A 12,555-nucleotide genomic window follows, 5' to 3' on the forward strand; every position below is an offset into this window, starting at 1 on the left:
AACGGCTTTCGGGTAAGAACCCAGCACCTTGAGTGCCACGGCTTCCTGACTGATTTTTTCCANTACGCCTTTAACCAGTGGGTCGCGGTGGTGGCCGACGAAGTCGATAAAGAACACATACGTCCATTTACCGCTGCGCGAAGGGCGTGTCTCGATTCGCGTCAGGTCAATCCCGTTATCGTGGAACGGCACCAGCAGCTCATGCAGCGCACCGGGCTTGTTGCTCATGGAGACGATGATCGAAGTCTTGTCGTCGCCGGTCGGCGGCACTTCCTGGCTGCCGATCATCAGGAAACGCGTGGAGTTGTCCGGGCGATCCTCGATTTTCTCGGCCAGGCGCGTCAGGCCATACAGGCCAGCGGCCATATCGCCGGCAATCGCCGCCGAATTCCACTCACCCTTGACCCGCTTGGCCGCTTCGGCGTTGCTGGACACCGCCACGCGCTCGACATTCGGGTAATGCGCGTCCAGCCACTTACGGCATTGAGCCAGCGATTGAGCGTGGGAATAGATCCGGCTGATGCTGTCGGTCTTGGTGTTCTCGCCCACCAGCAAGTGATGGTGGATCCGCAGCTCGACTTCGCCACAGATGACCATGTCGTGTTCGAGAAAGCTGTCAAGGGTGTGGTTGACCGCGCCTTCGGTGGAGTTTTCCACCGGCACCACGCCAAAATTCACCGCACCGGCCGCCACTTCACGAAACACTTCGTCGATCGCTGCCATTGGCTTGCTGATCACGGCGTGGCCGAAGTGCTTCATGGCGGCGGCTTGGGTGAAGGTGCCTTCAGGGCCGAGGTAAGCCACTTTCAGTGGCTGTTCGAGGGCCAGGCACGAGGACATGATTTCACGGAACAACCGCGCCATCTCCTCGTTGCCCAGCGGGCCCTGGTTGCGCTCCATTACGCGCTTGAGCACCTGGGCTTCGCGCTCAGGCCGGTAGAACACCGGCACTTCGCCTTCAGCCAGTGAGGCCATTTTTACCCGTGCTACTTCCTGGGCGCACCGCGCGCGCTCACTGATCAGCTCCAGGACTTTCTCATCCAGGCTGTCAATGCGTACGCGCAGGGCCTTGAGTTCTTGCTCAGACATTAGCCGTGTTCCTTTTCGAACTCTGCCATGTACGAAACCAGTGCGTTGACCGCAACGATGTCGACGGCGTTATAGATGGAGGCACGCATGCCGCCCACGGAACGGTGACCCTTGAGGTTCANCAAGCCGCGCGCATCGGCACCGGCCAGGAATGGCTTGTCCAGACGGTCGTCAGCCAGGCGGAACGGTACGTTCATCCACGAGCGGTCGGTCAGGTTGATCGGGTTGCTGTACAGGCCGCTGGCGTCGATGAAGTCGTACAGCGTGCGCTTCTTCTCTTCGTTAAGCTTGCCCATGGCAGCCACGCCGCCCTGCTCTTTCAGCCACTCGAACACCAGGCCCGAGAGATACCATGCAAACGCTGGCGGGGTGTTGTACATCGAACCGTTATCGGCCGCGACCTTGTAGTTGAGCATGGTCGGACACAGCGAGCGCGCACGACCCAGCAGGTCTTCACGGATGATGTTGACCAGGATACCGCTCGGGCCGATGTTCTTCTGCGCACCGGCGTAGATCATGCCGTATTGGGACACATCGATCGGGCGCGAGAGAATGTCCGAGGACATGTCGCACACCAACGGAACGTCACCCACTTCAGGCACCCAGTCGAATTCCAGGCCGCCGATGGTTTCGTTCGCTACGTAGTGAACGTAGGCCGCATCCTTCGACAACTTCCACTCGTTCTGACCCGGAATGGCGAAGTAGTCGTAAGGCTTGGCGGTGCCCGCCACATTGACATGACCGTAACGGGAGGCCTCTTCAATGGCCTTCTGGCCCCAGATACCGGTGTCGATATAGTCGGCAGTGCCGCCTTCCGGCAGCAGGTTCAGCGGCAGTTGGGCAAANTGCTGGCTGGCGCCACCTTGCAGAAACAGCACTTTATAGTTGGAGGGGATGTCCAGCAAGTCGCGCAGATCCTGCTCGGCCTTGGTGGCAATGGACACGAACTCATCGCTGCGATGGCTCATTTCCATCACGGAGAGGCCTTTTCCATGCCAGTCGAGGAGTTCACCCTCCGCGCGCTGCAGGACTGCTTCAGGAAGCGCCGCAGGACCGGCACAGAAGTTATAGGCTCTCTTGCTCACATCCAATCTCGCTCTGATTTGGTGACCACATAATCTTGATTCAACACATCGGTCGATGTGGGAGCGAGCTTGCTCCGGGCGGCGTTCCGACGATTGCGGTGGATCAGCAATCTCAATACTGTCTGATCTGACGCCATCGCGAGCAAGCTCGCTCCTACAGGGATGTGCAGTGTTGCAAATTTTCATACGGGACAAACAACAAGGGGGCGAATTTTCATCCGCCCCCTGTTTGTCCACTTACTCCTGTGGCTCTTCGTCGGCTGCGGCGTCGAGTTGCTGGTCTTCGACAACGTCGTCAATCACGACTTCACCGTCGAACACTACCCCTTCTTCACCCTCTTCGCCTTCGAGCTCTTCGCCTTCGACTTCCGACGGCTCCTGNACCCGTTCCAGGCCTACCAGGGTTTCGTCGCTGGCCAGCTTGATCAGCGTCACGCCCTGGGTGTTACGCCCCAGGCTCGACACTTCAGCCACGCGCGTACGCACCAGAGTGCCCTGGTCGGAAATCAGCATGATCTCCTCGCCATCGAGCACCTGGACCGCACCGACCAGACGGCCGTTGCGATCGTTGCTGACCATGGCGATAACGCCTTGGCCGCCACGCTTGTACTCCGGGAACTCGCTGATGGCGGTGCGCTTGCCATAACCACGCGCCGAAGCGGTGAGGATCTGGCTGCCTTCTTCCGGGATCAGCATCGAAATCAGCTTCTGCCCTTCCGGCAGACGCATGCCGCGTACACCGCGGGCAGTACGGCCCATGGCGCGAACGTCGGATTCCTTGAAGCGCGTCACTTTGCCGCCGTCGGAGAACAGCATGACTTCACGCTCGCCATCGGTGATAGCGGCAGAAATCAACACGTCGCCTTCGTCCAGCTCCAGGGCGATCAGGCCCACGCTGCGTTGACGGCTGAAGGATTCCAGCGGGGTCTTCTTCACGGTGCCTTTGGCGGTGGCCATGAAGATGAAGTGACCTTCGGTGTACTCATCGACCGGCAGCATGGTGGTGATGTATTCATCACTGTCCAGCGGCAGCAGGTTGACCAATGGACGACCACGGGCGGCACGCGAGGCCTCCGGGATTTCGTAGGTTTTCAGCCAGTACACTTTGCCTTTGCTGGAGAACAGCAGCAGCGTGGTGTGGCTGTTGGCGACCAGCAGGTGAGCGATGTAGTCCTCATCCTTAACGCCAGTAGCCGATTTGCCTTTACCACCACGACGCTGGGCCTGGTACGCAGCCAAAGGCTGGGTCTTGGCGTAGCCACCGTGGGAGATGGTCACGACGCGCTCTTCTTCCGGGATCATGTCACCCAGGGTCAGGTCGAGACGGGCATCCAGGATTTCAGTGCGGCGCACGTCGCCGTATTCGGCGCGGATCACTTCCAGTTCTTCGCGGATCACTTCCATCAGGCGCACGGCGCTGTTGAGGATGCGGATCAGCTCGCCGATCTGGTTGAGGATCTCCTGGTACTCGGCCAGCAGCTTCTCGTGCTCCAGGCCGGTCAGGCGGTGCAAACGCAGTTCCAGAATGGCCTGGGCCTGTTCCGGCGACAGGAAGTACTTGCCTTCGCGCAGACCGTATTGCGGGTCGAGGGTCTCTGGACGGCAAGAGTCAGCACCGGCACGCTCGACCATTGCGACCACGGCGGAAGATTCCCACGCAGTCTTGATCAGCGCTTCTTTCGCTTCCGACGGGGTCGGCGAAGCCTTGATCAGTGCGATAACCGGGTCGATGTTCGACAGTGCAACCGCCTGGCCTTCCAGGATGTGGCCGCGCTCGCGGGCCTTGCGCAGTTCGAACACGGTACGGCGGGTCACGACTTCGCGGCGGTGACGCACGAAGGCTTCCAGCAGATCCTTGAGGTTCAGGATGCGCGGGCGGCCGTCGATCAGTGCAACCACGTTGATACCAAACACGCTTTGCAGCTGGGTCTGGGCGTAGAGGTTGTTGAGAATCACCTCAGGCACTTCGCCACGACGCAGCTCGATCACCACGCGCATACCGTCTTTGTCGGACTCGTCACGCAGTTCGGTGATGCCTTCCAGCTTCTTCTCTTTAACCAGCTCGGCGATCTTCTCGATCAGACGCGCCTTGTTCAGCTGGTAAGGAAGTTCGGTGATGACGATCTGCTGACGGCCACCGACCTTGTCGATGTCTTCGATCATCGAGCGGGCGCGCATGTAAATACGGCCGCGACCGGTACGGTAGGCTTCGATGATACCGGCGCGACCGTTAATGATCGCGGCGGTCGGGAAGTCCGGGCCGGGGATGTATTGCATCAGCTCATCGACGGTCAACTCAGGGTTGTCGATGAGGGCCAGGCAACCGTCGATGACTTCACCGAGGTTGTGCGGCGGAATGTTGGTGGCCATGCCCACGGCGATACCGCTGGAGCCGTTGACCAGCAGGTTCGGAATACGGGTTGGCATGACCGCCGGGATCATTTCGGTGCCGTCGTAGTTCGGCACCCAGTCCACGGTTTCTTTATGCAGGTCGGCCAGCAGCTCGTGCGCCAGCTTGGTCATGCGCACTTCGGTGTATCGCATGGCCGCAGCGTTGTCGCCGTCGACCGAACCGAAGTTGCCCTGGCCGTCTACCAGCAGGTAGCGCAGGGAAAACGGCTGGGCCATCCGAACGATGGTGTCGTACACCGCAGTGTCGCCGTGAGGGTGATACTTACCGATCACGTCACCGACAACACGGGCAGATTTCTTGTACGGCTTGTTCCAGTCGTTACCCAGCTCGCTCATCGCGAACAGCACACGCCGGTGCACGGGCTTCAAGCCATCGCGCGCATCAGGCAGTGCCCGACCGACAATTACGCTCATCGCGTAGTCGAGGTAGGACTGTTTCAGCTCGTCTTCGATATTGACCGGGAGGATTTCTTTGGCCAGTTCGCCCATGAGAAGCCTGATTCCTTTTTCGGGTGAAACCTCGTCACATCCTATGGGACGAACGAAGCTCGCCGCTGCCGGCAGAGTGCCTGACAACGACTTACGACAAATCANCAAGTTGAACCATGGATTTGCGCAGTAAAGACAACCCCGTGGGACTGCCTCGGAAAACGCCGGATGTTATCACAATNGCCGCCACGCACCTATCCCCCAGATGCGCATGGAGTGTAGTTAGTTGACTGGTGGCAGGCTGAAAGGGGACGAGAGAGGCTTAGAGGGTTGCCGAATGCACAATTCAGGCAGTTTTATTGGCTTTGCGGGCCTAATCGCGGGCAAGCCCGCCCCCACAAGGTTCTGTTGTGCTCGCAAATCCTGTGGGAGCGGGCTTGCCCGCGATAGCAATTGATCAGGCGCCAAAGATCATCAATGCAGCCGCTTACGACACATCAATTGCGCCATTTTCGCGGTGTCCGGGCGCTCGACGATGCCTTTTTCGGTGACGATCGCATCGATCAGGTCCGCCGGGGTCACGTCGAACACCGGGTTGAACGCATCAACCTCCGCCCCGACCCGCTTGCCGCCGACTTCCAGCAACTCGCGGCCATCGCGCTCTTCGATAGGAATCTCGTCGCCGCTGGCCAGGTTCATGTCGATGGTCGAACTCGGCGCCACCACCATGAAGCGCACGCCGTGGTGCATGGCGTTCACCGCCAGTTGATACGTGCCGATCTTGNTNNCCACNTCACCNTTGGCGGTGATCCGGTCTGCGCCGACGATCACCCAGGTCACGCCCTTGGTTTTCATGATGTGCGCGGCGGCGGAGTCGGCGTTGACAGTCACGGGAATGCCTTCATTGGCCAACTCCCACGCAGTCAATCGCGAACCTTGCAACCATGGGCGGGTTTCGTCGGCGTAGACGCGCTCGACCATGCCTTCGATAAAGGCCCCGCGAATCACCCCCAACGCGGTGCCGAAACCGCCGGTGGCCAGGGCGCCGGTGTTGCAGTGGGTCAGGATCGCTTGCGCGTTGCCCTGGTGCTTGCGGATCAGGTCCACACCGAGTTGCGCCATGGTCAGGTTGGCTTCGCGATCACTTTCATGGATGGCGATGGCTTCCGCTTCAAGCACGGCCAGCGGATCGGCGTGATGCTTCAGGCGCTCAAGCCGCTCGCGCATGCGGCCCAGGGCCCAGAACAGATTGACCGCGGTCGGACGGGAATCGGCGAGTAGGGCGAAATCCTCTTCCAGCGCCGCCTGCCAGTCGCCACCCTCGACAAACCGGGCGCGAGCCGCCAGCACGATGCCATAAGCCGCACTGATGCCGATGGCCGGCGCGCCGCGCACTACCATCGAACGAATGGCCTCGGCCACGCCTGCGGCGCTGGTGTAGGCGATCCACGTTTCCTCGAACGGCAAGGCACGCTGATCGAGCAGGTGCAGTGCGCCATCACGCCAATCGATGGCCTTCACTTTCTCCGCAGCTAACAGTCGGTCGCGCATCCCTTACCCCGCACTCATGAACAAAAGCCGCGGATTATAGCGATCCGCCAGCCAGGACGCTCGGGTATACTTCGCCATCTTTTACAAAAGCACTGGAACCGACCCTCGATGCCGAACACTGCCGCTGCGCTCGACCTGTTATTGCTGCCGACCTGGCTGGTACCCGTCGAACCCGCTGGTGTTGTCCTCAAAGAGCACGGCATCGGTATTCGCGATGGGCGTATCGTGTTTATCGGCCCACGGGCGGCTGCGCTGAAGCTTAACGCAACCGAAGTACGTGAGTTGCCGGACATGTTGCTCAGCCCCGGTTTGATCAATGCCCACGGCCACGCGGCAATGAGCCTGTTTCGCGGCCTGGCCGACGACCTGCCGCTGATGACCTGGCTGGAAAAGCACATCTGGCCCGCCGAGGCCAAATGGGTCGATGAAGCCTTCGTCCGAGACGGCACCGACCTGGCGATCGCCGAGCAGATCAAAGGTGGCATCACTTGCTTCTCTGACATGTATTTCTTCCCGAAGGTTGCCAGCGAACGTGTCCATAACAGTGGCATTCGCGCACAGATCGCCATTCCGATCCTCGACTTCCCGATTCCCGGCGCCAGCAGTGCCGACGAGGCCATTCGCCAGGGCGTAGAACTGTTCGGCGACCTCAAGCACCACCCGCGCATCAAGATCACCTTCGGGCCCCACGCGCCTTACACCGTATGCGATGAGAACCTGGAAAAAATCCGGGTGATCGCCGAAGAACTCGACGCGTCGATTCACATGCACGTGCACGAAACCGCCTTCGAAGTGCAGCAGGCCGTCGAGCAGACCGGTGAACGCCCACTGGCGCGCCTGGGTCGCCTCGGCCTGCTCGGCCCGCGCTTCCAGGCCGTACACATGACCCAAATCAGCGAGGATGACCTGGCTTTGCTGGTAGAAAGCAACACCAGCGTCATCCATTGCCCGGAATCGAATCTCAAGCTGGCGAGCGGCTTCTGCCCGGTCGAGCGTCTATGGCAGGCCGGCGTCAATGTCGCCATCGGTACCGATGGCGCGGCCAGCAACAATGACCTCGACTTGCTCGGCGAAACCCGTACCGCCGCGATGCTGGCCAAGGCGGTCGCCGGCTCGGCCACCGCGCTGGATGCCCACCGCGCNCTGCGCATGGCCACGCTCAATGGCGCCCGTGCGCTGGGGATCGAGGCTGAAACCGGCTCGCTGGAAGTCGGCAAAGCCGCGGACATCGTGGCGTTCGACCTGTCGGGCCTGGCGCAACAACCGATCTACGATCCGGTCTCACAGCTTATATATGCCACCGGACGCGATTGTGTGAAACACCTATGGGTCGCCGGCAAACAATTGCTCGACGACCGTCGCCTGACTCGCCTGGACGAGGAGCAGCTCTGCGCCACCGCCAAGGCCTGGGGTCAACGCATCAGCGGCCACACCGAATAGTAAGCCCCCCCGGACTGAATTCCGGGGCAACAGGATTTTTCAAGTTTTAGAGGATTTAAACCATGAGCAACGTCGACTACGCCGAAATCGCTAAATTCGAAGCCCTGGCCCACCGCTGGTGGGACCGCGAAAGCGAGTTCAAACCCCTGCACGACATCAACCCGCTGCGGGTCAACTGGATTGACGAACGCGTCAACCTGGCCGGCAAGAAGGTGCTCGACGTCGGTTGCGGCGGCGGCATCCTCAGCGAAGCGATGGCCCAGCGCGGCGCCACCGTCATGGGCATCGACATGGGCGAAGCCCCGCTCGCCGTGGCCCAGTTGCACCAACTGGAATCCGGCGTGAGCGTGGAATACCGCCAGATCACCGCCGAAGCCCTGGCCGAGGAAATGCCCGAGCAGTTCGACGTGATCACCTGCCTTGAGATGCTCGAGCACGTACCGGACCCGTCCTCGGTCATCCGCGCCTGCTTCNNNATGGTCAAGCCGGGCGGCCAGGTGTTCTTCTCCACCATCAACCGCAACCCCAAGGCCTACCTGTTCGCGATCATCGGCGCCGAATACATCATGAAGTTGCTGCCGCGTGGCACCCACGACTTCAAGAAATTCATCCGTCCGTCCGAGCTGGGTGCCTGGAGCCGTCAGGCCGGGCTGACCGTCAAAGACATCATCGGCCTGACCTACAACCCGCTGACCAAGCACTACAAGCTGGCCAGTGACGTGGACGTCAACTACATGATCCAGACTCTGCGCGAGGAGTAAGCCTGTGAAGTTGCGAGCGGTTCTCTTCGATATGGACGGTACTTTGCTGGACACCGCGCCGGACTTCATCGCGATCTGCCAGGCCATGCGCGCCGACCGCGGCCTGGCGCCGATCAACGACCAGCACATCCGCGATGAAATCTCCGGCGGTGCGCGGGCGATGGTCGCCGTGACCTTCTCGATGGACCCCGAATCCCCGGGCTTTGAAGAGCTGCGCCTGGAGTTCCTTGAGCGTTACCTCAAGGATTGCGCGGTTCACAGCAAACTCTTCGACGGCATGGGCGAACTGCTGGCCGACATCGAGAANTCCAAGCTGGTCTGGGGCGTGGTCACCAACAAACCGCTGCGCTTTGCCGAGCCGATCATGCAGCAGTTGGGCCTGGCCGAGCGCTCGGCGCTGCTGATCTGCCCGGACCACGTGAAGAACAGCAAGCCGGACCCGGAGCCGCTGATCCTGGCGTGCAAGATGCTCAACCTGGACCCGGCCAGCGTGTTGTTTGTGGGCGATGACCTGCGCGATATCGAGTCCGGCCGTGACGCCGGCACCCGCACTGCGGCGGTCACGTTCGGCTACATCCACCCCGACGACAACCCGCGGCATTGGGGGGCGGATGTGGTGGTGGATCATCCACTGGAGTTGCGCAAGGTGCTGGATAGCGCCCTCTGCAGCTGTTGAGAGCTGGTTCCAGTCTCTGGGGATGTGGTGTGAATGCTGACGCCTTCGCGGGCAAGCCCGCTCTCACAGGGTTTTGTTGGTGGATACGAAATGTGTGAACACCTTCAATCCTTGGGGGAGTGGGCTTGCCCGCGATGGCCGCGCCGCGATCTGTTTTTGTTTTAGTCGAGGTTTTTTATGTTTGATTATTCCGCCTGCCCTGAATTGCTCAAGGACCGGGTCATCCTGGTCACCGGCGCAGGTCGCGGCATTGGCGCTGCGGCTGCGAAAACCTACGCAGCCCATGGCGCAACCGTGCTGTTGCTGGGCAAGACCGAAGCCAACCTGGCCGAGGTGTACGACGCGATCGAAGCCGCCGGGCATCCACAACCCGCAGTGATACCGTTCAACCTGGAAACTGCCCTGCCTCATCAATACGACGAGCTGGCCGCGATGATCGAAACCGAGTTCGGCCACCTCGACGGTTTGCTGCATAACGCGTCGATCATTGGTCCGCGCACGCCGATCGAGCAGCTGTCCGGCGAAAACTTCATGCGCGTCATGCACGTTAACGTCAACGCCATGTTCATGCTGACCAGCACCTTGCTGCCGCTGCTCAAGCTGTCCCAGGATGCGTCGGTGGTGTTCACCTCCAGCAGCGTCGGGCGCAAGGGCCGGGCGTACTGGGGCGCTTATGGCGTGTCGAAGTTTGCCACTGAAGGCCTGATGCAAACCCTGGCCGACGAGCTGGAGGACGTGGCGGCGGTGCGCTCCAACAGTATCAACCCGGGCGGAACACGCACCAGCATGCGCGCCCAGGCGTACCCCGGTGAAAACCCGATGGAAAGGCCGGCGCCGGAAGAGATCATGCCGGTGTACCTGTACCTGATGGGTCCGGACAGTGCGGGCATCAATGGCCAGGCTTTCAACGCTCAGTAACAACCGCACGTCGCTTTTTGTATCGCGCCGGGTTCCCGGCGCGGCGCTCAAAGTGTGTCGTAACTGCAGCCGTTTCAGTCAAATCGCCGTCACCCTATCCGGCAGTAACTCACGAAAAATTTTTCAAAATGTTGATTTTGAAAGCTTTTAATCAAAATGAACTCATTGGCATGACTTTCGCTCTAAATTTGCTCAGACACGCCGTGTGAAAGCAATCGGGCAGACGCCTCAGTCGATAGGTTACTAATCTTCGGCAAAGCGGACTAAACTTGCGCCAAATGTCCTACGGGACTGATGGACCAGTATGACGCGCAGCCCAAAGCCGCTCTCACCCAGCCTGTAAGACAGCCTTACTGCTTAGGGGCTCACGCCATATGAAATCACCNNCCCAGACCAACGCAATTGACTTCGACAGTGCCAAATTGCAACGCCTGGGNTTTGGTCAGCAACCTCCCATTCTGGAGCGGCCATTCAGCCTTGCACAATTGCGCCAGCAACTCGGCCAGCAGCTGCAAACCAGTCTTGAGCCACAACGCATCCTCGGACTTTTCTTCCGCGAGATTCAGCGCCTCGTGCCGCTGGATGCGCTGAATTATCAGCACCCGGCCAGTGACTTGCGGCTGGAGTTCGGTCAGCGCGGCCATCATTCAGTGTCCTATAGCCTCAGTCATGAAGGCGAGAACCTGGGTGAACTGGTGTTCCGCCGCAATCAGCGATTCAGCGAAAACGAACAAGGCAATCTGGAATCGTTGTTGTCCGCTTTGCTGTTCCCGATGCGTAACGCCCTGCTCTACCGCGCGGCGACGCAAAGTGCATTGCGCGATCCGTTGACCGATACCGGCAACCGCATCGCCATGGACCAGACCTTGCAGCGTGAAATCGAGATGTCGCGGCGCCACTTGATGCCGTTGTCACTGCTGATGCTGGACATCGATCACTTCAAAAACGTGAACGATAATTTCGGCCACAGTGCGGGCGATGACGTACTCAAGGGCGTCGCAGCCTCGATCAAGAACCAGCTGCGCAATGTGGACATGGTGTTCCGGTTTGGTGGCGAAGAGTTTCTGATCCTGCTGTCCAACACCAGTCGGGAAGCCGCTGCCATGGTCGGCGAACGACTACGGTTTGCGGCGCAGGCGCAGAACTACAAGGCCGATGGCAATATGATCGAACTGACGGTCAGCCTGGGTTGCTCGACCCTGCTGCCCGGTGAATCTGCCGATAGTTTGTTGCGTCGGGCCGACAGCGCGCTGTATGTCGCCAAGCGCGAAGGGCGTAACCGGTTGGCCATGGCGGGTTAAAACTTCAGCTGAGCCACATAACTAATGTGGGAGCGGGCTTGCTCACGAATGATAGTCCGCTATCGCGAGCAGGCTCGCTCCCACATTTTTTTGCCTGTATTACCTATGGATCAGCTTTCGGCCAATGCCATGCGCTCACGCGCGACCGGAGCCTTTTCCGAATGTTCCAGCTGCATGCAGCGCTCCAGGAACAGGTGCATGTAGTCGTAGCTCTTGCAGACAGCCTCGCGCAATTCCACTTGCAGGGATTTGCTCGGGTTCATGCCCGCCAGTGTGCAGATGATTTCCAGGGCTTCCCAAGGGTGTGCGTCGTCGTACTGGGCGTGCATCTTCAACCACTTCATGGCCCGCTTGCGATCTTCCTCCGGGAACGCTGCCGCGTAGACACCATTGGAACAGACCAATGCCGACCACTCTCCGGTCGCACCTTCGATGGCGTAGTTGGTCGCGGCAATCGCCACGATCAACGCATCGGCCGAGCTGGTGTGCCAGCACCAGTGGCTCAAGGCGTGAAGCTCAGGGGCAACGTGTTGCGCCTGCAAGTCTTCCAGGCTGACACCATGGGCCCGGCTCCAGTTGACCCAATAATCGGCATGGTTAAGTTCGACACGAATGTTACGCATCAACCAACGACGCGCCATGTCTTCACCTGGGTGGCGGGCAAAACGAGTCTTGGTCAGGTTTTGTGCCATATATAACGCGAACTGTTCAACGACCGGCCAGCCACCAATAAGGTACTGACGCATTGTTTTTGCGCTGAGCGTGTTATCACGCATGCGCTGGTACAGTTCGTGTTCGACAACCCGGCGCTTGCTCTCGCTACAGTCCTGGATCAATTGCTGCGCCCAGGCTGGGTAACTTGAGGCTTCCATAAGCGGGCCGGTTCGATTGAA

At 60.0% G+C, this 12,555-nt stretch carries 10 protein-coding genes; 5 read left to right on the plus strand and 5 right to left on the minus strand.

Translation table 11 applies throughout. The features are described 5' to 3' along the window. The 4 genes from pheA to mtnA form a co-directional block, all read right to left on the minus strand. The coding region (gene pheA, locus B7L09_RS08485; RefSeq protein ID WP_094468433.1) for a prephenate dehydratase at positions 1-1,089 on the minus strand (1,089 nt) is incomplete at its 3' end. Then, a complete protein-coding gene (gene serC, locus B7L09_RS08490) occupies positions 1,089-2,174 on the minus strand; it encodes a 3-phosphoserine/phosphohydroxythreonine transaminase (protein ID WP_094468434.1) in 1,086 nt (361 codons plus the stop codon). The genes serC and pheA, both read right to left, overlap by 1 nt. A 237-nt stretch (positions 2,175-2,411) precedes the next feature. Beyond that, positions 2,412-5,075 carry a DNA gyrase subunit A gene (gyrA, locus tag B7L09_RS08495; protein ID WP_094468435.1) on the minus strand — a complete coding sequence of 888 codons (2,664 nt, stop codon included), beginning with the start codon at positions 5,073-5,075 and terminating at the stop codon, positions 2,412-2,414. 414 nt (positions 5,076-5,489) lie between these two features. Continuing rightward, positions 5,490-6,566, minus strand: coding sequence for an S-methyl-5-thioribose-1-phosphate isomerase (gene mtnA / locus B7L09_RS08500; RefSeq protein ID WP_094468436.1), 1,077 nt, complete (start codon positions 6,564-6,566; stop codon positions 5,490-5,492). Positions 6,567-6,674: 108 nt separating this feature from the next. Here mtnA and B7L09_RS08505 point away from each other — a divergent pair, with 108 nt between their 5' ends. From B7L09_RS08505 to B7L09_RS08525, 5 genes are all read left to right on the plus strand, one after another. Next, on the plus strand, positions 6,675-8,006 hold the full coding sequence (locus B7L09_RS08505) for a TRZ/ATZ family hydrolase (RefSeq protein WP_094468437.1): 1,332 nt from the start codon (positions 6,675-6,677) through the stop codon (positions 8,004-8,006). 62 nt (positions 8,007-8,068) lie between these two features. Next, on the plus strand, positions 8,069-8,767 hold the full coding sequence (gene ubiG / locus B7L09_RS08510; protein WP_094468438.1) for a bifunctional 2-polyprenyl-6-hydroxyphenol methylase/3-demethylubiquinol 3-O-methyltransferase UbiG: 699 nt from the start codon (positions 8,069-8,071) through the stop codon (positions 8,765-8,767). Between the two features lie 4 nt (positions 8,768-8,771). Beyond that, positions 8,772-9,443, plus strand: coding sequence for an N-acetylmuramic acid 6-phosphate phosphatase MupP (mupP, locus tag B7L09_RS08515; protein ID WP_094468439.1), 672 nt, complete (start codon positions 8,772-8,774; stop codon positions 9,441-9,443). A gap of 177 nt (positions 9,444-9,620) precedes the next feature. Continuing rightward, positions 9,621-10,361: a YciK family oxidoreductase gene (locus tag B7L09_RS08520; RefSeq protein ID WP_094468440.1), complete on the plus strand. Its 741-nt coding sequence runs from the start codon at positions 9,621-9,623 to the stop codon at positions 10,359-10,361. A 374-nt stretch (positions 10,362-10,735) separates the two neighbouring features. Beyond that, positions 10,736-11,662 carry a GGDEF domain-containing protein gene (locus B7L09_RS08525; RefSeq protein ID WP_094468441.1) on the plus strand — a complete coding sequence of 309 codons (927 nt, stop codon included), beginning with the start codon at positions 10,736-10,738 and terminating at the stop codon, positions 11,660-11,662. A gap of 110 nt (positions 11,663-11,772) precedes the next feature. On the opposite strand, the gene B7L09_RS08530 is transcribed toward B7L09_RS08525, so the two are convergent. Continuing rightward, positions 11,773-12,534: an iron-containing redox enzyme family protein gene (locus tag B7L09_RS08530; protein WP_438269305.1), complete on the minus strand. Its 762-nt coding sequence runs from the start codon at positions 12,532-12,534 to the stop codon at positions 11,773-11,775. Positions 12,535-12,555 lie beyond the last annotated feature (21 nt).

The organism is Pseudomonas mandelii, assembly GCF_002251635.1.
GTDB classification, from domain to species: domain Bacteria; phylum Pseudomonadota; class Gammaproteobacteria; order Pseudomonadales; family Pseudomonadaceae; genus Aquipseudomonas; species Aquipseudomonas mandelii_B.